Annotated in this window: 23 protein-coding genes; 17 read left to right on the top strand and 6 right to left on the bottom strand. The window is 68.2% G+C overall.

Annotated features, from left to right (window positions below; genetic code table 11):
- Positions 1 to 47: 47 nt before the first annotated feature.
- From ABZ664_RS25375 to ABZ664_RS25320, 12 genes are all read left to right on the top strand, one after another.
- Positions 48 to 1,124: a hydrogenase expression protein HypE gene (locus ABZ664_RS25375; RefSeq protein WP_362514854.1), complete on the top strand. Its 1,077-nt coding sequence runs from the start codon at positions 48 to 50 to the stop codon at positions 1,122 to 1,124.
- Between the two features lies 1 nt (position 1,125).
- Positions 1,126 to 2,907, top strand: a complete 1,782-nt coding sequence (locus ABZ664_RS25370; protein ID WP_362514849.1) for a nickel-dependent hydrogenase large subunit — start codon at positions 1,126 to 1,128, stop codon at positions 2,905 to 2,907.
- A 39-nt stretch (positions 2,908 to 2,946) separates the two neighbouring features.
- Complete coding sequence (locus ABZ664_RS25365; protein WP_362514844.1) at positions 2,947 to 3,639, top strand: NifU family protein; 693 nt, start codon at positions 2,947 to 2,949, stop codon at positions 3,637 to 3,639.
- A complete protein-coding gene (locus ABZ664_RS25360; protein WP_362514840.1) occupies positions 3,636 to 4,319 on the top strand; it encodes a DUF5947 family protein in 684 nt (227 codons plus the stop codon). Before ABZ664_RS25365 ends, ABZ664_RS25360 begins: the two co-directional genes overlap by 4 nt.
- Entirely contained in the window at positions 4,312 to 4,944 is a 633-nt protein-coding gene (locus ABZ664_RS25355) for a DUF6084 family protein (protein ID WP_362514837.1), read from the top strand. The genes ABZ664_RS25360 and ABZ664_RS25355 overlap by 8 nt, the downstream gene beginning before the upstream one ends.
- On the top strand, positions 4,941 to 6,353 hold the full coding sequence (locus tag ABZ664_RS25350; protein ID WP_362514834.1) for a hypothetical protein: 1,413 nt from the start codon (positions 4,941 to 4,943) through the stop codon (positions 6,351 to 6,353). Before ABZ664_RS25355 ends, ABZ664_RS25350 begins: the two co-directional genes overlap by 4 nt.
- Positions 6,350 to 6,853, top strand: coding sequence for a hydrogenase maturation protease (locus tag ABZ664_RS25345; protein ID WP_362514831.1), 504 nt, complete (start codon positions 6,350 to 6,352; stop codon positions 6,851 to 6,853). The genes ABZ664_RS25350 and ABZ664_RS25345 overlap by 4 nt, the downstream gene beginning before the upstream one ends.
- Positions 6,854 to 7,188: 335 nt before the next feature.
- Complete coding sequence (locus tag ABZ664_RS25340) at positions 7,189 to 7,581, top strand: hydrogenase maturation nickel metallochaperone HypA (protein ID WP_362514828.1); 393 nt, start codon at positions 7,189 to 7,191, stop codon at positions 7,579 to 7,581.
- Entirely contained in the window at positions 7,556 to 7,807 is a 252-nt protein-coding gene (locus tag ABZ664_RS25335; protein WP_362514825.1) for a HypC/HybG/HupF family hydrogenase formation chaperone, read from the top strand. The genes ABZ664_RS25340 and ABZ664_RS25335 overlap by 26 nt, the downstream gene beginning before the upstream one ends.
- Before the next feature lie 6 nt (positions 7,808 to 7,813).
- Positions 7,814 to 8,941: a hydrogenase formation protein HypD gene (gene hypD / locus ABZ664_RS25330; protein ID WP_362514820.1), complete on the top strand. Its 1,128-nt coding sequence runs from the start codon at positions 7,814 to 7,816 to the stop codon at positions 8,939 to 8,941.
- The gene (gene hypE / locus ABZ664_RS25325) at positions 8,938 to 10,176 is read left to right on the top strand and encodes a hydrogenase expression/formation protein HypE (protein WP_362514817.1); all 1,239 of its coding nucleotides are present in this window, start codon (positions 8,938 to 8,940) and stop codon (positions 10,174 to 10,176) included. Before hypD ends, hypE begins: the two co-directional genes overlap by 4 nt.
- 28 nt (positions 10,177 to 10,204) lie before the next feature.
- A complete protein-coding gene (locus ABZ664_RS25320) occupies positions 10,205 to 10,588 on the top strand; it encodes a hypothetical protein (RefSeq protein ID WP_362514814.1) in 384 nt (127 codons plus the stop codon).
- Between the two features lie 122 nt (positions 10,589 to 10,710).
- Here the strand turns inward: ABZ664_RS25320 and purU are convergent, their stop codons facing one another.
- Positions 10,711 to 11,565: a formyltetrahydrofolate deformylase gene (gene purU, locus ABZ664_RS25315; protein WP_362514811.1), complete on the bottom strand. Its 855-nt coding sequence runs from the start codon at positions 11,563 to 11,565 to the stop codon at positions 10,711 to 10,713.
- Between the two features lie 307 nt (positions 11,566 to 11,872).
- On the opposite strand from purU, the gene ABZ664_RS25310 reads away from it, so the two are divergent.
- Entirely contained in the window at positions 11,873 to 12,349 is a 477-nt protein-coding gene (locus tag ABZ664_RS25310; RefSeq protein WP_362514808.1) for an NUDIX domain-containing protein, read from the top strand.
- Positions 12,350 to 12,638: 289 nt separating this feature from the next.
- Here the strand turns inward: ABZ664_RS25310 and ABZ664_RS25305 are convergent, their stop codons facing one another.
- Positions 12,639 to 13,133, bottom strand: a complete 495-nt coding sequence (locus ABZ664_RS25305; RefSeq protein ID WP_362514805.1) for a GNAT family N-acetyltransferase — start codon at positions 13,131 to 13,133, stop codon at positions 12,639 to 12,641.
- Positions 13,130 to 14,701, bottom strand: coding sequence for an XRE family transcriptional regulator (locus tag ABZ664_RS25300; RefSeq protein ID WP_362514802.1), 1,572 nt, complete (start codon positions 14,699 to 14,701; stop codon positions 13,130 to 13,132). Before ABZ664_RS25300 ends, ABZ664_RS25305 begins: the two co-directional genes overlap by 4 nt.
- Before the next feature lie 343 nt (positions 14,702 to 15,044).
- On the opposite strand from ABZ664_RS25300, the gene ABZ664_RS25295 reads away from it, so the two are divergent.
- The 4 genes from ABZ664_RS25295 to ABZ664_RS25280 all read left to right on the top strand — a co-directional run bounded on the left by ABZ664_RS25295 (position 15,045) and on the right by ABZ664_RS25280 (position 18,864).
- Positions 15,045 to 15,329: a hypothetical protein gene (locus ABZ664_RS25295; RefSeq protein ID WP_362514799.1), complete on the top strand. Its 285-nt coding sequence runs from the start codon at positions 15,045 to 15,047 to the stop codon at positions 15,327 to 15,329.
- 643 nt (positions 15,330 to 15,972) lie between these two features.
- On the top strand, positions 15,973 to 16,848 hold the full coding sequence (locus tag ABZ664_RS25290; protein WP_362514993.1) for a mechanosensitive ion channel domain-containing protein: 876 nt from the start codon (positions 15,973 to 15,975) through the stop codon (positions 16,846 to 16,848).
- 20 nt (positions 16,849 to 16,868) lie between these two features.
- A complete protein-coding gene (locus tag ABZ664_RS25285; RefSeq protein ID WP_362514796.1) occupies positions 16,869 to 17,267 on the top strand; it encodes a globin in 399 nt (132 codons plus the stop codon).
- Between the two features lie 61 nt (positions 17,268 to 17,328).
- A complete protein-coding gene (locus ABZ664_RS25280; RefSeq protein WP_362514991.1) occupies positions 17,329 to 18,864 on the top strand; it encodes a glycoside hydrolase family 13 protein in 1,536 nt (511 codons plus the stop codon).
- A 41-nt stretch (positions 18,865 to 18,905) separates the two neighbouring features.
- Here the strand turns inward: ABZ664_RS25280 and ABZ664_RS25275 are convergent, their stop codons facing one another.
- From ABZ664_RS25275 to ABZ664_RS25265, 3 genes are all read right to left on the bottom strand, one after another.
- Positions 18,906 to 19,346, bottom strand: a complete 441-nt coding sequence (locus tag ABZ664_RS25275) for a thioesterase family protein (protein WP_362514793.1) — start codon at positions 19,344 to 19,346, stop codon at positions 18,906 to 18,908.
- A gap of 168 nt (positions 19,347 to 19,514) precedes the next feature.
- Positions 19,515 to 21,179 (bottom strand): energy-dependent translational throttle protein EttA, encoded by a 1,665-nt coding sequence (gene ettA, locus ABZ664_RS25270; RefSeq protein WP_362514790.1) that lies wholly within the window; start codon positions 21,177 to 21,179, stop codon positions 19,515 to 19,517.
- Between the two features lie 57 nt (positions 21,180 to 21,236).
- Entirely contained in the window at positions 21,237 to 22,493 is a 1,257-nt protein-coding gene (locus ABZ664_RS25265; protein ID WP_362514787.1) for a GGDEF domain-containing protein, read from the bottom strand.
- Positions 22,494 to 22,693: the final 200 nt, after the last annotated feature.

Here is a 22,693-nt window from a genome sequence, read left to right as displayed (position 1 = left end):
CCCTCCCCCTTCACGTTCCGCAGACATCACGAGGAGTGGGAGGCGTCATGGCAGCGCCGACGGACACAGCGAACGGCAGAGCTCAGGGGCGGGAGGAGCCCGTCGTCCACATACTGTGGATCAACGCCGGGCTGAGCTGCGACGGTGACTCCGTCTCGCTCACCGCGGCGACCCAGCCGAGCATCGAGGAGATCGTGCTCGGCGCGCTTCCCGGGCTTCCCAAGGTGGCCGTGCACTGGCCGCTCATCGACTTCGAGTCCGGGCCGATGCAGGGCGCCGATGTCTTCATCGAGTGGTTCTTCAAGGCCAAACGTGGCGAGCTGGACCCGTTCGTTCTGGTTGTCGAGGGCTCGATCCCGAACGAGACGATCAAGCAGGAGGGTTACTGGTCCGGGTTCGGCAACAACCCCGAGACCGGCCAGCCCATGACGACCAGCGAGTGGCTGGACCTGCTCGCGCCCAAGGCGACCGCGATCGTGTGCGCGGGCACCTGCTCGGCCTACGGCGGCATCCACGCCATGGCGGGGAACCCGACCGGGGCCATGGGCGTCGCCGACTATCTGGGCTGGGACTGGAAGTCCAAGGCGGGACTGCCGATCGTCAACGTGCCGGGCTGCCCGGTGCAGCCGGACAACCTCTCCGAGACGCTCCTCTACCTGCTCTACCAGGTCGCCGGGCAGGCACCGATGATCCCGCTCGACGAGGCGCTGCGCCCCACCTGGCTGTTCACCCAGACCGTCCACGAGGGATGCGACCGGGCCGGCTACTACGAGCAGGGCCAGTTCACCACTGAGTACGGCTCCCCGAAGTGTCTGGTCAAGATCGGCTGCTGGGGACCGGTCGTCCGGTGCAACGTCCCCAAGCGCGGCTGGATGAACGGGATCGGCGGCTGCCCGAACGTCGGGGGCATCTGCATCGCCTGCACGATGCCGGGCTTCCCCGACAAGTTCATGCCCTTCATGGACGAGCCGCCCGGCGCCCACATCTCCTCGACGGTGAGCGGCGCGTACGGGACCGTCGTCCGCGCGCTGCGCGGCGTCACCCTGCGGACCGTCGACAAGGAACCCAGATGGCGCCACAAGGGGCGCGAGCTACTGACCGGCTACAAGGCGCCCTGGAGCTGACATGACAACCTCGGAGCAGAACCCCGACCTCGTGGAGATGGCCTGGGATCCCATCACCAGGATCGTCGGGAGTCTCGGCATCTACTGCAAGATCGATTTCAAGAACCGGCGGATCGCCGAGTGTCACAGCACCTCGTCGATCTTCCGCGGCTACAGCATCTTCATGAAGGGCAAGGATCCGCGCGACGCCCACTTCATCACCAGCCGCATCTGCGGGATCTGCGGCGACAACCACGCCACCTGCTCGGTCTACGCGCAGAACATGGCGTACGGGGTGCGGCCTCCGGCCCTGGCCGAGTGGATCGTCAACCTCGGCGAGGCCGCCGAGTACATGTTCGACCACAATCTCTACCAGGAGAACCTGGTAGGGGTCGACTACTGCGAGAAGATGGTCCGCGAGACCAATCCCGGGGTGCTGGCGATGGCCGAGCGCACCGAGGCCCCGCACGCGGGCGACCACGGTTACCGGACCATCGCCGACATCATGCGTTCGCTGAACCCGTTGGAGGGCGAGTTCTACCGCGAGGCGCTCGCGGTGAGCCGCCTCACCCGCGAGATGTTCTGCCTCATGGAGGGCAGGCACGTACACCCTTCGACGCTCTATCCGGGCGGGGTGGGCACGGTCGCGACGGTGCAGCTGTTCACCGACTACCTGACCCGGCTGATGCGCTACGTCGAGTTCATGAAACGGGTCGTGCCCATGCACGACGACCTGTTCGACTTCTTCTACCAGGCGCTGCCCGGCTACGAGGAGGTCGGCCGCAGGCGGGTGCTGCTCGGCTGCTGGGGAAGCTTCCAGAACCCCGAGCACTGCGACTTCACCTACCGGAACATGAGCGGCTGGGGTCGCGAGATGTACGTCACGCCGGGGGTGATCGTCGACGGCAGGCTGGTCACCAACGACCTGGTCGACATCAACCTCGGCATCCGGATCCTGCTGGGCAGCTCCTACTACGACGACTGGCAGGACCAGGAGCCGTTCGTCACCCACGACCCGCTGGGCAACCCGGTCGACATCCGGCACCCGTGGAACCAGCACACCATCCCACACCCGCAGAAACGCGACTTCAGCGACAGGTACAGCTGGGTCATGTCGCCCCGCTGGTTCGACGGGGAGGACGCGCTCGCGCTCGACACCGGCGGCGGGCCCATCGCCAGGCTCTGGTCGACGGCGCTGTCCGGCAAGGTCGACATCGGCTACGTCAGGGCGACCGGCCACAGCGTGCAAATCAATCTGCCTCGGACGGCGCTGAGGCCGGAGAAGACGTTCGAGTGGAAGATCCCCGAGTTCAATGGGCAGCCGCTGTCCAACGCCCTGGAGCGCAACCGGGCCCGCACCTACTTCCAGGCCTACGCGGCGGCGTGCGCGCTCTACTTCGTCGAGCAGGGCCTGGCCGAGGTACGGGCGGGCCGTACCCAGACCTGGGAGCCGTTCACGGTTCCCGACGAGACGATCAGTTGCGGTTTCACCGAGGCCGTGCGGGGCGTGCTCTCCCACCACATGGTGATCAGGAACGGGAAGATCGCCAACTATCACCCGTACCCGCCGACGCCCTGGAACGCCAGCGTCCGCGACGTGCACGGCACGCCGGGGCCGTACGAGGACGCGGTGCAGAACACGCCGATCTTCGAGGAGAACCCGCCCGAGGACTTCAAGGGCATCGACATCATGCGCACCGTGCGGAGCTTCGATCCGTGCCTGCCGTGCGGGGTGCACATGTACCTCGGCGGCGGCGAGGAGCTTCGCAGGGTGCACACCCCCCACGCCTTCGACACCCAGTGAACCGACCGCTTCCCGGCGCAGGAAAGGGGGCCCTGGCAGATGCCGCGAACACATGACGTCCAGGCGACGGGCAATCGTGTCGAGGCGCTCATCGCCGACCTCGGCGCGCTGAGCGACGCCGTGACACGCGCCAAGGCCGAGGACCTCGTACGTGCCCTCGTCGAGCTGTACGGCGCCGGCCTGGAACGCGTCGTCGAGATCGTCACCGATGCCGAAGCCGCCGAGGTGCTGGGCCGCATGGTCGGCGACCCGCTCGTGTCCGGGCTGCTGGTGCTGCACGACCTGCACCCGCTGAGCACGGCCGAACGCGTCCGCGACGCGCTGGAGAGCGTACGGCCCCACCTGGGGTCGCACGAGGGCGGTGTGGAACTGCTCGGCGTGGGCGAGGACGGGATCGTGCGGCTCCGTCTGGAGGGCGCCTGCCACGGCTGCCCGTCCTCGCTGGTCACAGTGACCGACGCCATCGAACGAGCCGTCACCCAGGCGGCGCCCGAGGTGTCGGGGGTGGAGGTCGAGGGGGTGAGCGACGGGCGGCAGGGGCTGCTGCAGATCCAGCGCCGCGCGCCCGGCCCGTGCCCGGTTCCGGAGCGGGCTCCGGGCTCCGGGTCGGCCCCGGGAGCGGCGCGAGGACCGGGAGCGGCGCCGAGGTCAGGGCCGGGACCGGCCCCTGATCCGGGGCGGGAGCCAGGATCGGGGTCACCGCAGACGGCGAAGCCGGAGCCGGTGTCGTGACGGCCACCGGGCTGCGCAGGTTCCGCGAGCCGCCCCGGACGGACCGGTCCGCCGGGTCGCCGACGACGCCAAAGACACCAGCGACACAGACGACGCTGTGCGAGTTGTGCGCGGCCCCCGCGGGCGAGGAGCACGGCCACGTCGTGAATGTCGAGAGCCGGGGGCTGCTGTGCGCCTGCCGGGCCTGCTACCTGCTGTTCACCCGTGACACGGGCGGCCGGGCACGCTACTGTGCCGTCCCGCGACGCTACCTTCACGCCCCGCGTTTCCTGCTGGGCGCGGCCGACTGGGACGAGATGCAGATCCCGGTCCGCACGGCCTTCTTCTTCCACAACTCCGCGATGGACCGGACCGTGGCGTTCTACCCGAGCCCGGCCGGGGCCACCGAGTCGCTGCTGCCGCTGGAGACGTGGCGGCGCGTCCTGGCGAACAACCCGGAGATGGCCGACGTCCGGCCCGACGTGGAGGCGCTCCTGGTGGACCGCCGTCCCGACGGCGGTTTCGCCTGCCATCTGGTGCCGATCGACGCCTGCTACGAGCTGGTCGGCCTGGTGCGGCTGCACTGGAAAGGCTTCGACGGCGGTGAGGAGGCGCGGGAGGCGATCGACGGTTTCTTCGCCGACCTGCGCGGACGCAGCCGCACCGTACCACCGGTCCGAGGTGGTGAGGGCGGTGGATGAGATCACGTTCGACTGCGTGGGTGTGCGGGCGGAGGCGTACGCGGCCTTCCCGACGCTCGTCTTCCGGTTGCGCGTCACCGCCCCCTCCCCTTCGGGGGTGCACACCGTCGCGCTGGGCTGCCAGATCCGGGTGGAGCCCCACCTGCGGCGCCACGGCGCCGGCGAGGCGGAGTTGCTCGGCGACCTGTTCGGTGACCCGGCGCGCTGGGGCGACACGCTGAAGCCCCTGCGGTTCGCCGACGTCTCCGTCATGGTCCCGGCGTTCACCGGAAGCACCGAGATCGACGTACCGGTGCCGTGCGGCTACGACCTGGAGGTGTCGGCGGGCCGGTATTTCGCCGCCCTGGAGGACGGCGAGATCCCGATGCTCATGCTTTTCCACGGCACGGTGTTCGCCAGGGCACGAGACGGCTTCTCGGTGAGCCAGGTGCCGTGGCATCGCGAGGCCCGCTGCCGGTTGCCGGTGGCGGTGTGGCGGGAGCTGATGGACCGCTACTTCCCGGACTCGGGGTGGCTGCGGCTGCGCCGCGGCACGCTGCGGGAACTCAGCAGGTTCAAGTCCGGGCGCGCCCTGGCGACCTGGGACGAGACCCTGGAACTACTGCTCAAGGAGACGCGGCGATGAGCGTTCCGATGGACATCGCGCGGCGGGTGGCGGACGCGGTGCTTTACGAGGGCTACCTTCTCTACCCTTACCGCGCCTCGGCGACCAAGAACCAGGTGCGCTGGCAGTTCGGGGTGCTCGTCCCCCCGGGGTTCACCGCGACCGCCGAGTATCCGTACAGCGTGACCGAATGCCTCCTCGAAGGGGCCGCGTACGCCGTCGCGCACCTGAACCTGCGCTTCCTGCACGTAAGGACGCGCGGCGTCGAGCGCGCCGAGGACGACGGCTACTGGCCGGTCCAGCAGTTGCGGAACGGCCACCGGACCTACCTCGCCTTCGACGAGGCGACCGAGCGGGAGTCGGAGGTGACACTTCCCATCGCCGGCCTGCTCGACGCCCCCGAGCGGGTGATCGAGGTACGGATTCCCGGGGACCGCGTGGTCGAGCCGATCGTGGCGCCGTCCGAAGAGGTGATAGGGCGCCTCGTCTCCGAGCACCTGCCGCTGAACGCGGCGCTCAGGGTCTCCGCCGAGTTGGTGCCGGGCCCCTACGACCTCGTCAAGCTGCGCGTCCGGGTGGAGAACACCGACCCATGGAAACCGCTGGGCGCGCCGCGCGAGCAGGCGCTGCGGCACTCGCTGATCTCGGCGCACCTGCTCATCGCGGTGACCGCCGGGGCCTTCGTCTCCCTGCTCGACCCGCCGAACTGGGCCCGGCCCGCCGTGGAGACCTGCCGCAACGAGCACACCTGGCCGGTGCTCGTGGGCGAACCGGGCCATCGGGACGTGGTGCTGTCCTCTCCGATCATCCTCTACGACCACCCGGACATCGCGCCGGAGAGCCCCGGACCCCTGTTCGACTCCACGGAGATCGACGAGATGCTCCACCTGCGCACCCTCACCCTCACCGACTCGGAGGCGCGGGAGGCCCGGGAGACCGACCCCCGGGTGGCCGAGCTCATCGACATGGTCGGCAGCACGCCACCGGAGCTGCTGGAACGACTCCACGGCGCGGTCCGTCCGGCGGCCGAGGCCACGGTCTCCCCGGAGACAGAAAGCGTGATCGTTTCCGGGGTGGCCGTCTCCAGGGGCAGCAGGGTCAGGCTGGTTCCCGGCCGACGACGCGCCGACGCGCACGACATGTTCCTCGCCGGTAGGACCGCCCACGTCGAGGCCGTGCTCCTCGATCTCGACGGTGCCCACCACCTGGCCGTCACCCTGGAGGAGGACCCGGGCGCCGACCTGCACCGATCGCACGGCCGCTTCCTCTACTTCGCCCCCGACGAGGTCGAGCCGCTCACGGACGACTCACCTACGGGCCCGGCGACGGGATCCGCGACGCGATCGGCGACCGGGAGGTCGGCGGCGGAGGACTCGGCCGGAGGTCCACGGTGCGATCTCCCGCCCGGCGGCGGGGAGGTGGGCGCGTGAGGATCCTGGTGGCCGGTGTGGGAAACGTCTTCCTCGGCGACGACGGCTTCGGGGTCGCGGTGGCCGGACGCCTGGCCCGCGCCGACCTGCCCGGCGAGGTCGAGGTCAAAGACTTCGGCATCCGGGGCGTCCACCTGGCGTACGAGCTGACCGGCGGCGGGTACGACGTCACGATCCTGGTCGACGCGGTCTCCCGCGACGGGCCGCCCGGCACCCTGTACGTCCTCGAACCGTCGGCGGGCGACGTACCGCGATCCTTCGCCGACGCGCATTCGATGACGCCGGGGACCGTGCTCTCGCTGGTGGGCGTGCTCGGCGGCAGGGCCGGTCGCGTCCTGCTCGTCGGCTGCCAGCCCGCCGACACCTCGCCGGGCATGGACCTCAGTCCCCCGGTCGCGGACGCCGTCGCCAGGGCGGCGGATCTGGTCGTCGAGCTCGCGGGGCAACAGATCGCGATGGCGCTCGCCACCGCGGGCCACGAGGAGGAACGGACGTGCTGAAGCGCCTTCTGGCCGGAGCGGTGCTGGTGGGAGTGGCCGTACTGGTCTACCAGTCGCTCCCCGACATCAAGCGCTACCTGAGGATGCGGAACATGTGACGTCCTCCTCGGCGTGAACGCCGAAGATTCCTGCCATGTCGCTCACGCGACATCTTGGTGGGTTCCTGTTTCACAGCCAGGAGCCTGGACGAGTCCAGGTCTTACCTCAGCTCCGCAGGCGTTTAACGTCTCCGCCCGTCCAGCGGCGACTCGAACACACTACCGGAGCGTGTCCCGACCTGACGGCAAAACCAGGAGGGTCAGGGCACGCTCGCGTCAGAATGAGAGGAAACGATCATGCACGAGTTCGGGATCGCCGAGGCGATCCTCACCGCGGTGGAGAAACGGGCGGACGGCAGGCGGGTGCGAGGCGCACGAGTCCGCGCCGGCGCCCTGCTCCGCCTCACGGAACCGGCGGTCAACCTGGCGTTCTCCTCGATCTCCGAGGGGTCCGTGGCCGAGGGCGCCCATGTGGAACTGGTCATCGTCCCGGTGAGGATGACCTGCCGTTCCTGCGGGAGCACGTCCACCTCCGTCGAGCCCTTCGCCCTCTGCGCGGGGTGCGGCGACACCGATATCGACACCGAGGGCGGCGACGACCTCGTTCTCGAATCCATCCAGATGGCGGAGGCCTCTCATGTGCCTGGGAATTCCCGGCGAGATCGTGGAAATCCTGTCGGACCGTCCTGATCTGGCCATGGTCGACGTCTGCGGCGTCAAGCGCGCGATCAACATCGGCCTGCTTGAGGACGAGCGCGTCGCGCCCGGCGACTGGATCCTCATCCACGTCGGGTTCGCGCTGTCGAAGATCGACGAGGTGGAGGCGAGGGCCGCGCTCGACTTCCTCGAAAGCATCGGCCAGGCGTACGAGGACGAGATCGCGGCCCTCCGAGAATCCACGATCGAAGAGGGGTGAGGGCCGATGCGTTTCGTCGACGAGTACCGCGACGCCGAGAAGGCCCGGATGCTCGCCGCGCGGATCGCCGCGCTGTGCGAGCCGGGCCGGGACTACAAGTTCATGGAGGTGTGCGGTGGGCACACCCACACGATCTACAAGCACGGCCTGGAGGACTACCTGCCCGAGGCCGTCACCCTGGTGCACGGTCCCGGCTGCCCGGTCTGTGTCATCCCGATGGGAAGGGTGGACGACGCCGTCCACATCGCCGGACAGCCGGACGTGATCATGACGTCGTTCGGCGACATGATGCGGGTGCCGGGCGGGAACGGCTCGTTCCTCGACGCCAAGGCGCGGGGGGCCGACATCCGGATGGTGTACTCCCCGCTGGACGCCCTGAAGATCGCCCGACAGAACCCGGAAAGGCGCGTGGTCTTCATGGCCATCGGGTTCGAGACCACCGCGCCCTCGACGGCGATGACGGTCCTGCGCGCCGAGGCCGAGGGGATCGAGAACTTCTCGATCTTCTGCAACCACGTGACGATCATCCCCGCCATCAAGGCGATCCTGGACTCTCCCGACCTGCGCCTTGACGGGTTCATCGGGCCGGGCCACGTCTCGACCGTGATCGGCTGCCAGCCGTACGAGTTCGTCGCGCGCACCTACGGCAAGCCCATGGTGGTCGCCGGTTTCGAGCCGTTGGACGTGCTGCACACGGTCTACCGCATCCTTCTGCAGCTGTCGGAAGGCCGTTCCGAGGTGGAGAACCAGTACTCCCGGGTGGTCCCGCGGGAGGGCAACCTCAAGGCCCTGCGCGTCATCGGCCAGGTGATGGAGTTGCGGCCGTACTTCGAATGGCGCGGGCTCGGCTTCATCTCGCAGTCGGCGCTCAGGGTCACCGAGCGGTACGCCGCCTTCGACGCCGAGCGAATCTTCCGGATTCCGGGCGGGAGGGTGGCCGATCCGAAGGCCTGCCAGTGCGGCGAGGTGCTCAAGGGAGTGCTCAAGCCCTGGGAGTGCAAGGTCTTCGGTACCGCGTGCACCCCGGAGACGCCGATCGGCACGTGCATGGTGTCGTCCGAGGGCGCCTGCGCGGCGTACTACAACTTCGGCCGGTTCTCGCGCGAGCGCGTCAGGGAGGCGACCCGGACGTGAACGGCGCAGAAGGCGGCGACGGGCGGACCGAGGAGTACGCCGTACGGGAGATGGCCCCCCCGGGACCACCCGACGGGTGGCAGGTGCCGGGCCTGAGGGAGGAGACACCCGGCCGCGGACACCTACCGGACCTGAAGGACCCGAGGGAGGAGACGCGCGTCCGGGAGCAGCGGGTGCTGGACCGGATCGAGCGGGTACGGCGACGCGGGGCGCGCGTGCGGGAGGACCTCGTCACCCTGGCGCACGGCGCGGGAGGCAAGGCCACCAGGACCCTGATCGAGGCGGTGTTCCTGGAGTCGTTCCGCAACCCGATGCTGGAGCCCCTGGAGGACGGCGCGGTCATCGACGGGCTCGCCCTCACCACCGACGCGTTCGTGGTCACTCCGCTGTTCTTCCCCGGCGGCGACATCGGCGACCTCGCGGTCAACGGCACCGTCAACGACCTGGCCATGTGCGGGGCCCGCCCCCGCTACCTGTCGGCGGGGTTCATCCTGGAAGAGGGGTTTCCGGTGGCCGACCTGCGGCGCGTCACCGCCTCGATGGCTGAGGCGGCGCGGGTGGCGGGCGTGTGGATCGTCACCGGTGACACCAAGGTCGTGGAGAGGGGCAAGGCGGACGGCTGCTACGTCACCACCTCCGGCGTCGGGATGCTCGACCGGCCCGTCCGGCTGAGTGCCGCCTCCGCGCGGCCGGGGGACGCGGTCATCGTGTCCGGGCCGATCGGCGAGCACGGGATCACCATCATGCTCGCCCGGGGAGAACTCGACATCGAGGCCGACCTGTGCTCCGACACCGCTCCGCTCAACGCCCTCGTCGACCTGCTGCTGGACGCCTGCGGCGCTGAGGACGGCGGCGGCGGCACGGTGCGCTGCCTGCGCGACGCGACCCGGGGCGGGGTGGCGACGATCGTCAACGAGATAGCGGAGGCCTCGCGGGTCGCCGTCGTCCTCGACGAGGACGCGGTGCCGGTCCGTCCCGCCGTACGGGGGGCGTGCGAGCTGCTGGGGATCGACCCGCTCTACGTCGCCTGCGAGGGCCGGATGGTCGCGGTGGTGGCCGGGGATTCCGCCGAGGTGGCCCTGGCCGCACTCCGTTCCCACCCGCTCGGCTCCGACGCGGCGATCATCGGGCGGATCGCCGACGACCCGCCGGGACTGGTCCTGCTCAGAACCTCCTTCGGCGGCACCCGCATCGTCGACCTGCTGGTCGGCGACCCGCTACCGAGAATCTGCTGACCACCGAACAAATCCAGAGGTGCCGGACATGAACGACAAACGCAAATACGGAGAAAAGGGCCGGAATGGTAAGGGCGAGAAGGGCGGCCACTCCCGCGACGTGGGCCATGCGAGCGAGGAGGTCGTGAGGTCGGGCAACCTGGCCTTCGGCACCCCTCCGGATGACAAGGGGCCGCCCCGCGTGGTGTCCAAGGTGGAGCGCAAGGGCGTTCCCTCCACCGACACCAAGGCCCGGTCACCCCTCGGCGTCGGCACCAGCGAGAACCGCGGTGCCGAGAAGATCGCCTCCCGGAGGAAGGAGAAGGGTCGCGAGAAGACCGGCGTCGACGAGAGGGGACGCCCCTACGGCGTCTCCCACCCCGAGGACGTCACCGGCGTCAGCCCTCGGAAACCCGGCCACCGGACGCGGTGATCGGTCGCCTCGCCGACCCCGCGTTCCACACGTCCCCCCGATCGGCCCTGGATGATCACCCGCCGCACCGGATCGGATATGGCCGTTGACCCGCGATGCGGCGGTACGTACGGAAAACGCGGTCAGCGTGGGAAAACGATCGTCTTGTGGCCGTCGAGCAGGATGCGCTGCTGGGTGTGCCAGCGGACGGCCCGCGCCAGAGCCTGGCACTCGACGTCACGGCCGATGGCGGCGAGGTCGTCCGCGGAGTGGGTGTGGTTGACCCGGGCGACCTCCTGCTCGATGATCGGGCCCTCGTCAAGGTCGGCGGTCACGTAGTGCGCGGTCGCGCCGATCAGCTTCACACCGCGGGAGTGCGCCTGGTGGTAGGGCTTGGCGCCCTTGAACGACGGCAGGAACGAGTGGTGAATGTTGATCACATTGCCCGCGAGCTTGACGCAGAGGTCTTCCGACAGCACCTGCATGTAGCGGGCGAGCACCACCAGGTCGGCCCGGTAGTGGTCGACCAGGGTGATGACCTCCGCCTCCTGTCTGGGCTTGGTCTCGGGGGTGACCGGCAGGTGGTGGTAGTCGATGCCGTACGACTGGGTCAGCGGCCGCAGGTCCGGGTGGTTGGAGACGACCGCGACGATCTCGATGTCGAGCAGGCCCGAACGCATCCGGTACAGAAGATCGTTCAGGCAGTGGCCGAACTTGCTCACCATCACCAGCACGCGCGGCTTGACCGAGACGTCGCGCAGCTTGAAATCCATGCCGAACTCGGGGGCGAGCGCGGCGAAGGCCTCGCGCAGCTCCCCGTCGGACAGCGGAGAGGCGAACTGCACCCGCATGAAGAACCGTTCGGCCACGGCGTCACCGAACTGCTGGCTCTCGATGATGTTGCATCCCCGCCCGGCGAGGAGACCGGAGACCGCGGCCACCACTCCTGGACGGTCCGGGCAGGACAGCGTCAACACAAACTCGGCCCTGGAACTCATGCCTTCACCCTTGAGCTTAAGAGGTCGGATCGTACGGTGCTCGCACCTGACCTGGGCAGGGTACAGCGAATCCCGCCGCCGCATCCGGCCGTCCGGCACGTGGCGGGCCACGAGACCTCAAGGCCACCACAGACACCCGGAACCACCACAACCACTCGGTCTCGCCCTGACCGTCGGAGCACCCGGGACCGGCCGGTATCGGGAGTCAAGGAAGTCCCCGGAACCGTCCGAGGCGCTGATCCGATGGGCGGACAGCGGTGCTATCGTCCCTTGCTCTATGGACTCCCACCCTATGGACCCCCGCCCTGTGGAGACCCCAGACACCGCGGACACCCCTCAGCCGAGCGACAGGCCCGCGGCCCGGGTGATCTGTGTGGACGGGGCAGGCCGGGTGCTTCTCATGCACTGGCGCGACCCCGTCGGCGGCCAGACCCTCTGGGAACCGCCGGGCGGCGGGATCGACCCGGGCGAGACCCCCCTGCAGGCCGCGCGGCGCGAACTCACCGAGGAGACGGGACTGCCGGGCGAGGCGGTGCTGAACCTGTGGGTGCCGGTACGCAGGGAGTTCCGCTGGATCGGGGTCGACTACGCCAAGACGGAGCGGTTCTATCTGGCGAGGTTCGAGGGCACCCCCGAGGTGAGCACCGGAGCGTTCACCGCCGAGGAGCACATCACCTACCTTGGCTGCGACTGGTTCTCACCGGCGGAGATGGTCGATCTCCCCGGCTCCCTGGAGCCTCCTGACCTGCCGGAGGTCGTCTCCCGCCTCAGACTGCTGGGATGAACCGGCCATCGGCCAGAAAAGTGCACGAACAGGCGGACAAGAAAAGCTTGCGCGGCCCTCGATCTCTCGGATCGAGGGCCGCGACCGTTGGAGGAGGATTCTCTCGACGGGGAAGAATCTCATCCCTTGTGGATGGTGCCGGCAGCGCCACCCAGTCTCGACACGCCGACTTTGTTGACAATGATCTTTTTCATCGCACTCACCAGGGAATGGCGGTAGGTATGAAAATAATTATTCGGATATTTCCGAAATAGGCAATACCAAACCGAAAGATATCCATAAATATAGATCACTTAGTTAAAGAGGACATAGCGGCTATTAGGTCTTTTTCTCCGTAAATCACCACACACCCCCCTCGTTCTTCCCGGCGGACCTCGTGCCAGCCGAACTTACGATAGAGCTCCATCGCCGCGAGCTGATTCATGGTGGTGTCACCGCGAAGACGTACATAACCGAGTTCGGTGGCCCGCATCTCCAGCGCGAGCACCATCTGGGCACCGAATCCGCGACGCTGGAACTCCGGATGGACCCGCATGCGGCACATCTCGGCGGTCTGGTCGTCGACACGGCGCAGACCGCCCATCGTGATGACGCGCCCCTCGGGCGTCTCGCCCACGAGGAACTCACCCCGGTCGGCGAGATAGATCTCGTGGATCCTCGGGAAGTCGTCCTCGTAGTAGACGCCGTCCCCCGGCGCGAGACCGACCTGCGCGAGGCAGATCTGGTGAAGCGCCCATACGGACTCCAGGTCGGACCAGCGATAACGCCGAAGCCTCGGCTTCAAGTGCCACTCCTGTCGGTCACCGGATCCTCCGTCGACGTGCCGCGGCTGCGCAGCGACTCCATGTAGGTCTTGAGCTTGGGATGGCCGGGGACCTTCACCTCGACCTGCTTGCCCACCTCGTGGGCGCGCTGCATGAGGATGTCGGGCCGGCAACTCTCGTCAAGGCCCAGGACCGTACGGTGGGCGATCTCCAGCGCCTCGTCCACATCACCCTCAAGGATCTTGCACTGGGCCCGGTCGAACTTGATGAAGGTCGGGTCGAGCCAGTCGGTCGGGCCGTACTTGGTGAGCGCCTGCTCCAGGATGAGATCGGCCTCCATCGCCTGCCCGAGCTTGACGAGCGCGTCTCCCTGGTGGAAGTAGAGCTGGCGCTCGGTGTAGCCGAAGGTCGAGTCGTCCTGGTCCGTGGCGGACATCTGGGAGAAGGCGGCCCTCGCCCTCGACAGCGCCCGCTTCGCCTGGTCGACCACGTCCTTCTTGCCCGAGCCCGACATCATCGCCAGCGCGCGGGCCTCGACCACCGGGGCCATGACCTGGGCCGCACAGGGCGTCTGCCCGGCCAGGTCCCTGCTCTTCCTGGCGAGGTTGAGAGCCTCACGCGGGTCGCCGTAGTAGAGGGGGACCAGAGCCTCCCTCGCCGTGACCCACGCCCTCAGCGCCCGGTCGCCGGTCTCGTCCGCCGCGGTCCTGCCGGTCCTGAAGAAGGACCGCGCGAGCCTGTGGTCGCCGAGATTGATCATGATCATGCCGCTCAGACCGGCGAGTTTCGCCGCCATGCGGCACAGCCGTTCTTGCAGGTCGACCGGTTGGTGCCGCTCCATGGCCTTGCGCACCGCGGCGAATTCGAGCATCACGTCGCACAGCAGCCTGAGCGGGGGGGTGTTCATGTACTGGCGGCCGAAGCCGATGGTGGATTCCTCCCACTGATCGAGCATCGCGGGTGAGACGGTGGCCGAAACCAGCGTGTCGTCCATCCGCCTGCGCATGCTTTCCACCGATCCGAGCACCTGCCCGTCCAGCGCGATGCCGCCGCCGGCCAGGAGCTGTAAGAGCGTCCTCCGTAGCACGTTCTCGTCCTCCTCACCCCCGTCCGCGGGAGGGTCGGCGCCGATCGGCTGGATCAGCAGCTCACGCGGACCAGGGGAAATGTCGGGTCTTCCATCCTGGAGATCACCTCGAACGGCACCGGGCATCTTGTGGCCGTGGCCACAGATGCACGGGCCGTCGTACCCGAGGGAGGCGGGCTCGACCCGGTAGGCGGAGCACAGGTAGTGCAGGTATTCGGGGCCGGGCCGCTTCAGCCCGCTCTCGTACGCGGAAAGGAGCGTCTCCCCGATGCCGGGGGGCGCCTTGCCGTCGCGTTCGAACAGCGCCCGTATCTGTTCGATGACGTCCGCGAGAGCGACACCATGCGCGAGGCGGTGACCTTTTATCCGAGTGGTCCCGAATTGCGAACTACACTTTTCATATATTTCCTCGGCTATCTGCGCCGAGGACTTCCCGGCTGCCAGGCCACGGGCCCGAACCTGCCTCGCTAACTCTGTCTCCCTGTGCTGCCTGCCGGACATACCGGCCCCTCTCTCGTGACCAGCTGGGCTGGCTGGCACACTGGCTCCCGACCGGATCCCCATCTCCCTTGACGCAGTGTGATCTTTCGGTCGCACTGCGCCTACCGAGAATGATGGACCACGTTTGACTCATCCGGAACACGCCAATAAAGCCGCTGGCTAAGAATCGTCCTCCGAAGGACTGTTTCTTTCAACCCACTTGGCACATCGCCCACCCTGAACTGGGTTTTCCCTGAATTGACCCGTAGGGCCGCTGTGAGTCATCTTTGGCGGGCAGCATCGGAAGCGTGATCGGACGAACACGATTCGGTGCCGGCAATCCGAGAGCACGAGGAGGGACGAGGTGGGTGAAGACGATTTCCAGCACCTTGAGCGGCTGGTAACGGAGCTTGACTGTCGCGGGCTGCACGCCCGCGTGGTGCGGACCCACTCGGGCCGTGCGTTCGTGCGTGTGATCAATCCGAAGGCGACCAGCCTGGCGGAGAACGTCACCTGCAGGGCGCAGGCCACCCCCAGCCATCGGGACTGGTACTACTGGTGGTCCTGGGGCGAACGAATGCACACGGTGGAGGACCCCGCCGGTGCCGCGACCAAGGTCGCACGCGTGCTAGCCGCGGTAGGAGAGTGAGGTGAGCGGCACAACGGGCGCTCATTCGCCCGGTGTGCCGCGCCTACCGCGGCCCGACGGAGCCGGCGGGGTGATCCGGTGCGGAGCGTCTTCGGACGCTGGGCACCCCGCCGGCTCCGAATCGTCAGGCCCGCACCCGCGGGCCGCCGTTCCACGAAAAGCGCTGAGGCTCCCCGCGAGCCGAAGCCCACGAACCGCTGCAAAGCACAGGCTGCCGTCCGGTCTCTCGTCCGGGCGGTGAGTAGGAGGGATCCCTTTCGGGAACGGCACGGGACACGCTTCCGGGTGCGTGCCCCGTGCCGGGTCACCCCGTCACCAGGGGCATCCGGGTCCGCCTCCGCGGCTCCAGACCAGGATGTCCCCGTCTTCCCCGGCGTGATGTGACGGAGGCCGGTTTGATCGGCAAGATGGGTGGGTCCCATGACTCACCCAGTCAGCCTGTCGATCCGATCCGAAAGGGATCCACTCCGTGTTCCTGCTCTCCCCCACACCCATCCCTACTCCCATCCCCAGTGTCACCCCCACTCCCAGCGTCACCCCGACATCCGGGGCGGAAGCCGTCGTCGAGGACCTCCTCGACGCGAGTGCGGGCCTGACAAAAGGGTGCGGAGACGGTGGGGGAGTAATCTGCGACTTCGTGAAGATGCTCATCCCCACGTCCGTCGACTGGGTGGCCCCCGTGATCGCGTGGCTGATCGCCATCACACTGGTCGTGGCCATCGCGCTCATCCTGCGCAACCTGTCGCACCGGTTGATCGGCCGGATCGTGCGCCGGGCGTCCGCCGAGCGCACCTCCCTGGCGGGACGGCTGCGCGGCAGGGAGACGGTCGCCCCCGAGGGCCTCGACGCGATCGTGGCCGAACGGCGCAGGCAGCGGGCCGAGACCATCGGCTCGGTGCTCAGGCACGTCGCCTCGATCATCATCCTGGGCACCGCCGCGCTCACCATCCTCGAACGCCTCTCCATCCCCATCGCCCCCCTGCTGACCAGCGTCGGCATTCTGGGCGTCGCGATCGGCTTCGGCGCCCAGGAGCTCGTCAAGGACTTCATCGCCGGCATGTTCATGCTCCTGGAGGACCAGTACGGCGTGGGTGACGTGATCGACACGGGCACCGCGATCGGCACCGTGGAGGCGGTCACCCTGCGCATCACCCGCCTGCGCGACAGCGACGGCCGCGTCTGGTACATCCGCAACGGCACGATCACCCGCGTCGGCAACGAGTCCCAGGGCTGGGCACGCGCCACGGTCGACGTGCCCGTGGCGTACGCCTCGGAGATCCCCGTGGTCCGCGACCTCCTCAAGGAGGTCGCCGACGAGATGTGGAACGAGCCCGCCTTCCGCGACAGCGTCATCGTCGAGGAGCCCCAGGTCTGGGGCATCGAGCAGATCTCCGACACCGCGGTCATCTTCCGGGTCAGCGCCAAGACCCTCCCCTCCCGGCAGGGCGAGGTCGCCCGCGAGCTCCGCCTGCGGATCAAGTTCGCCCTCGACCGCGCCGGCATCACGATCGCCTCCTGACGTCAATTAGGCTGGATGACGTGTCCGCTACCCCCGAGGAATCCCAGTCCTTCTACGACGCCGTTGGCGGCGAGGAGGCCTTCAGGCGTCTGGTGCACCGCTTCTACCAGGGAGTGGTCACCGACCCGATCCTCCTGCCGCTGTATCCCGAGGAAGACCTCGAAGGCGCCGAGGAGCGGCTCAGGCTCTTCCTCATCCAATATTGGGGCGGTCCCAACACCTACGGCATGCAGCGGGGCCACCCCCGGCTGCGGATGCGGCACAACCCGTTCGTCATCCGCTCGGCCGAGCGCGACGCCTGGCTCCGCCACATGCACGACGCGGTGACCTCCCTGCAGCTCCCCGACGAGCTGGAGAAACGCCTCTGGGACTATCTCGTGTACGCGGCGCACAGCATGGTAAACACCCCCGACGCATAAACCACGGTAAGGCCGGGGTCTGCCACGCATAAACCCCACCGGCCTGGGGCAACCCATGCTCATGGAAACCCCCTGGTGGCGTGATGCCGTCGTCTACGAGATCTACGTTCGCAGCTTCGCCGACGCCTCCGGAGACGGCGTCGGCGATCTGCCCGGCATCCGGCAGCGCCTGCCGTATCTTGCCGAGCTCGGCGTGGACGCGATCTGGTTGACCCCCTTCTACCGCTCCCCCATGGCCGACGGCGGTTACGACGTGGCCGACTACCGCGACGTCGACCCGCTCTTCGGCACGCTCTCCGACTTCGACGAACTCGTCGCCGAGGCGCACCGGCTCGGGCTGCGGGTGATCGTCGACATCGTCCCGAACCACAGCTCCTCCGCCCACGAGTGGTTCCAGGCCGCCCTGCGAGGCGAGGGGCGCGACCGCTACATCTTCCAGGACGGCGGGGAGTCCCCTCCCAACAACTGGCAGTCGACCTTCAGCGGCCCCGCCTGGAGCAAGACTCCCGACGGGCAGTGGTATCTCCACCTCTTCGCCCCCGAACAGCCCGACTTCAACTGGCGCAATCCCGAGGTCCACTCCGAGTTTCTCGACGTGCTGCGGTTCTGGCTCGACCGCGGGGTGGACGGGTTCAGGATCGACGTCGCGATGGGCCTCTACAAGGCCGAAGGGCTGCCGGACACCCCGCCGGAGGACCAGGCGTTCAAGGCCGAGTCGCCGATCTGGGGGCGGCCCGAGGTGCACGAGGTCTACCGCGACTGGCGCAAGGTGCTCGACTCCTACGAGGGCGAGCGGATGGCGATCGGCGAGGTCTGGACCGACTCCGCCGAGGATCTCGCCCTGTACGTCCGCCCCGACGAGCTGCACCAGAGCTTCAACTTCGCCTGGTTGGAAGCGCCCTGGTCAGGGCCCGCGTTCAAGAAGATCATCGATGACACGCTCGCCGCCGTAACCGCCCCCACCTGGGTCCTTTCAAACCACGACGTGATCCGCCACGTGACCCGGTACGGCGACGGCCTCACCAACTCCACGACGGGTCTCGCCCGTGCCCGCGCGGCCCTGCTCGCGATGCTCGCCCTGCCGGGGTCGGCATACCTCTACCAGGGGGAGGAACTCGGCCTCCCCGAGGTGAAGGATCTTCCCCCGGAGGCCCGCCAGGACCCGATCTTCGCCCGCTCCAAGGGAGAGCTGGCCGGCCGCGACGGCTGCCGGGTCCCCATCCCCTGGTCCGGTGCGGCCGAGCCCTACGGCTTCTCGCCCGAGGGGACACGGCCCTGGCTGCCACAGCCGGTCGAGTGGGCCGCGCTCTCCGCCGAGCGCCAGTCGAACGACCCGGGCTCGACGCTCGGCTTCTACCAGGAGGCTCTGCGCGCCCGCCGCGAGCTCCGCGGCACGCTGCCGGACGAGATCATCTGGCTGGACGCCCCCGAGGACGCCCTCATCTTCAGCCGGGGTCCGCTCACCTGCGTCATCAACTGCGGTTCCGAGCCGGTGCGACTGCCGCCGCACGACCGTGTCCTGATCGGCAGCGCCCCGGTGGAAGGTCACCTTCTCCTGCCGGACACCGCGGCGTGGCTGCACATTCCTGAGGCCTGACAGACCGCCTGCCACCGGCGTATATCTGGTGGCAGGCGCCCTCAGCCCGTGACGAACCTGTCCAGGTAGGCGAGCTCGTCCTGGTTCAGCCGTCGAGGGGAGGCCTTCTCCACGTCGTAGGCCACGATCACCGAGCGAGCCCTGACGAAGATCTCCTCGTCGTCGCGGATCTCGTACACGAGGGTGAACCGCACCGGCCGGATCTCCGTCACCCATGACTCCACCCGGACCGGATCGGGTCGGAAGGTGAGGGGCCGCACATAGTCGATCTCGTGTCTGGCGATCACGAGCCCCTGGAAGGGCTCGTTGCCCTCACGCCGAGGATCGACATGGAACAGCGCGAGCCGCGCGTCCTCCAGGTAGTCGAGAAACCGCACGTTGTTGACGTGTCCCAGTGAGTCGATGTCGGCGAACCTCACGGCCCTGGGGAACACATGCCGGTGGCCACGGCCGACGCCGTCCACGATGCTCTGTCCAAACACACCCAAAACCGTAGCGGGCCCCGACGCGCCGCCGTACGGCGGTACGTCGGAAGCCCGTCGGCGCGACGACACCGCACCCGTCGCGGACAGTCCCGCGCCAGATGCGACACCCCTGCCCGAAGACCCGGCCGATCTCCGGGCCGGTCTCCGGAAAGGGGGATCAGGGGATCAGTCGCGGGTGAGCTTGCGGTAGGTGACCCGGTGCGGCCTGGCCGCGTCGGCACCCAGGCGCTCGACCTTGTTCTTCTCGTAGTCGGCGTAGTTGCCCTCGAACCAGAACCAGTTCGAGCCCTCTTCCCAGGCGAGGATGTGGGTCGCGATGCGGTCCAGGAACCACCGGTCGTGCGAGGTGATGACCGCGCAGCCGGGGAATTCCAGCAACGCGTTCTCCAGGCTGGAGAGCGTCTCGGTGTCGAGGTCGTTGGTGGGCTCGTCGAGCAGCAGCACGTTGCCGCCCTGCTTGAGGGTGAGCGCCAGGTTGAGCCGGTTGCGCTCTCCGCCGGACAGGATGCCCGACTTCTTCTGCTGGTCAGGACCCTTGAACCCGAACGCCGCGATGTAGGCGCGGGACGGCATCTCGACCTGACCGACCTTGATGTAGTCGAGCCCGTCGGAGACGACCTCCCAGACGTTCTTGGAAGGGTCGATCCCTCCTCTGCTCTGGTCGGCGTAGGAGATCTTGACCGTGTCGCCGATGACGATCTCGCCGCTGTCGGGCGTCTCGCTGCCGGTGATCATCCGGAACAGGGTGGTCTTTCCCACACCGTTCGGGCCGATGATGCCGACGATGCCGTTACGCGGGAGGTCGAAGGAGAGGCTCTCCATCAGGACCCGCTCCTCGAAGCCCTTGGTGAGCTTCTCGGCCCGGATCACCGTGGTCCCCAGGCGCGGGCCCGGCGGGATCTGGATCTCTTCGAAGTCGAGCTTGCGGTGCTTGTCGGCCTCGGCGGCCATCTCCTCGTAGCGCTGCAGACGCGCCCGGCTCTTGGTCTGGCGGGCCCTGGCGTTGGAGCGGACCCACTCCAGCTCCTCCTCCAGGCGCTTCTTGCGCTTGGCGTCTTTTTGGCCCTCAAGCTTGAGCCGCGCCGCCTTCGCCTCCAGGTAGGTGGAGTAGTTGCCCTCGTAGGGGTGGCAGCGGCCCCGGTCGAGCTCCAGGATCCAGGTGGCCACGTTGTCCAGGAAGTAGCGGTCGTGGGTGACGGCCAGGACGGTGCCCGGGTATTTCTCCAGGTGGGATTCGAGCCACTGGACACTCTCGGCGTCGAGGTGGTTGGTGGGCTCGTCGAGCAGCAGCAGGTCGGGCTGCTCCAGAAGCAGCTTGCACAGGGCGACCCTGCGGCGCTCTCCACCGGAGAGCTGGGTGACCTCGGCGTCCGGCGGAGGACAGCGAAGGGCGTCCATCGCCTGCTCCAGCTGGCTGTCGAGATCCCAGCCGTTGCGGTGATCGAGGGCGTCCTGAAGCTTGCCCATCTCGTTGAGCAGCTCGTCGCTGTAGTCGGTGGCCATCAGCTCGGCGATCTCGTTGAAGCGGTCGAGCATCGCCTTGGTCTCGGCGACACCCTCTTCGACGTTGCCGAGGACGGTCTTGGATTCGTTGAGGGGGGGCTCCTGCTGAAGCATGCCGACGGTGAAGCCGGGCATGAGCCGGGCGTCGCCGTTGGACGGCTGCTCCAGGCCCGCCATCATCTTCAGCAGCGTCGACTTCCCGGTGCCGTTGGGGCCCAGGACACCGATCTTGGCGCCCGGCAGGAACGACAGCGTCACGTCGTCGAGGACGACCTTGTCACCGTGCGCCTTGCGCACGCGCTGCAGCGTGTAGATGTACTCCGGCATGCCCTTAGTTTAGGGCCTGGGGAGTTCAGCTATGGGCGGCCCCGGATAGGGCGCGGTTCAGCCGGGAGCGGCCTCGGATCCGGGCCTGCGGGCCGGGGGCACAATGGTGGCCGACAGGCAGATCTGGTCGCGGCCGAGCTCCTTGGCCCGGTAAAGAGCGAGGTCGGCCGCCGCGAGCAGCTCGATCAGGTCGTCCCCGTGCACACTCATGATCGCGACACCGACCGAGATGGTCACAGTGATCATGTTGTCGTCGGCCGGGACGGCCATCCGCCCTACCCGTGAGCGCAGTCGCTCCGCGACCCTGCGCGCCTCGGTCACATCGGCCCTGGGCAGCAGGACGACGAACTCCTCACCGCCGAAGCGGCCCACCACGTCGTAGTCGCGCAGCTGGCTGCGGATGGTGTCGGCCACCCCGACGAGGACCTGATCTCCGATCAGGTGACCGTAGGTGTCGTTCACCTTCTTGAAGTGGTCGATGTCGACGATCAGCAACGCGAGCGTCTCCCCGGTGCGCCGCGCCCTGACGATCTCGGTGTCGGCCTCCCGCTGCCAGGCCGCGGCGTTCAGCAGACCGGTCTTGAGATCGGTGCGGGCCGCCGCCTGGAGCTGGGCGTGGAGCAGGCTGCGCTGGAGCAGCACGACCGGGGGCAGCGCGAGGACCAGCAGGGCCAGGTTGAGCCCGCAGGTGATGGAGACGAGGACGCCGAGACAGAGCTCGACGAAGTCGAGGAGCAGGTTCTCCCGGTTCCACAGGACCTCCCGCCAGCGGCTTTCGGGGTCGGCGGTGTGCGCGGCGATGGCGATCAGCGCGGTGTTGATCACTGTGAATAAGATCGCGCAGCCGATGGCGACGAGGATCGGCCATCCTTCCCCCCTGGTCAGCGCCCCCAGGTCGCCGACCACGGCGTGGAAGAGCAGCGAGGCCGCGCATCCGGCCAGTCCGATCGCCGCCGAGCTGACGACCCGCCGGTAGACCACCGTCGCACGCACCCGCTTCTGCAGCAGGAACTGGAGCGGGATGGGCGCCAGGAGTGCGTAGATCGGCGGGAGGAGCAGAGCTGCGGGTAACCACCAGGCGGACAGCAGATCACGGTAGACGCCCGCGGGCATGCCGAGCCTCCGGGTCGCCTCGATGCACACGGCTCCGCACATCATCAACGCCGCGAACGTCAGCACATCGGACCAGCGGAAAACACCGGAAATCGAGAAGAACACGATCGCGACGAGATCCAGCGCTACTATCCCGCACAGGTAGCCGACCAGCGGACGACGCTGCCCCAGCAGGGGCCATCGATCGACCAAAGGTGTCATGCCGTCGCGTGGTTTGACCGGTGAGTGACTGGGAGCCACCATGTCGTCCCCCTCTCCGACTAACGATGTGTAACACAATAGTTGCGGAGTGTGCGACGCGCGATGGCAACCGCTACCTTTGGCGGAGTGAGTCAGCCCACCGGCCGGCTCACGACTTGGAAACCGCTCGCTCGCGAGCGGGCCGTGGTGGGAAAGGAGCA

The organism is Streptosporangium sp. NPDC006930, assembly GCF_040635605.1.
Classification (GTDB): domain Bacteria; phylum Actinomycetota; class Actinomycetes; order Streptosporangiales; family Streptosporangiaceae; genus Streptosporangium.
Note: the sequence above shows the minus strand (reverse complement) of the source record. Positions and strands in the feature narration are given on the sequence as shown.

Coding starts and splice junctions, on each gene's coding strand:
- ABZ664_RS25280 (WP_362514991.1), top strand. CDS start 17,329: ATGGAAACCCCCTGGTGGCGTGATGCCGTCGTCTACGAGATCTACGTT.
- ABZ664_RS25300 (WP_362514802.1), bottom strand. CDS start 14,701: ATGTCCGGCAGGCAGCACAGGGAGACAGAGTTAGCGAGGCAGGTTCGG.
- ABZ664_RS25350 (WP_362514834.1), top strand. CDS start 4,941: ATGAGCGTTCCGATGGACATCGCGCGGCGGGTGGCGGACGCGGTGCTT.
- ABZ664_RS25365 (WP_362514844.1), top strand. CDS start 2,947: ATGCCGCGAACACATGACGTCCAGGCGACGGGCAATCGTGTCGAGGCG.
- ABZ664_RS25375 (WP_362514854.1), top strand. CDS start 48: ATGGCAGCGCCGACGGACACAGCGAACGGCAGAGCTCAGGGGCGGGAG.
- ABZ664_RS25265 (WP_362514787.1), bottom strand. CDS start 22,493: ATGACACCTTTGGTCGATCGATGGCCCCTGCTGGGGCAGCGTCGTCCG.
- ABZ664_RS25340 (WP_362514828.1), top strand. CDS start 7,189: ATGCACGAGTTCGGGATCGCCGAGGCGATCCTCACCGCGGTGGAGAAA.
- purU (WP_362514811.1), bottom strand. CDS start 11,565: ATGAGTTCCAGGGCCGAGTTTGTGTTGACGCTGTCCTGCCCGGACCGT.
- ABZ664_RS25320 (WP_362514814.1), top strand. CDS start 10,205: ATGAACGACAAACGCAAATACGGAGAAAAGGGCCGGAATGGTAAGGGC.
- ettA (WP_362514790.1), bottom strand. CDS start 21,179: ATGCCGGAGTACATCTACACGCTGCAGCGCGTGCGCAAGGCGCACGGT.
- ABZ664_RS25370 (WP_362514849.1), top strand. CDS start 1,126: ATGACAACCTCGGAGCAGAACCCCGACCTCGTGGAGATGGCCTGGGAT.
- hypD (WP_362514820.1), top strand. CDS start 7,814: ATGCGTTTCGTCGACGAGTACCGCGACGCCGAGAAGGCCCGGATGCTC.
- ABZ664_RS25290 (WP_362514993.1), top strand. CDS start 15,973: ATGCTCATCCCCACGTCCGTCGACTGGGTGGCCCCCGTGATCGCGTGG.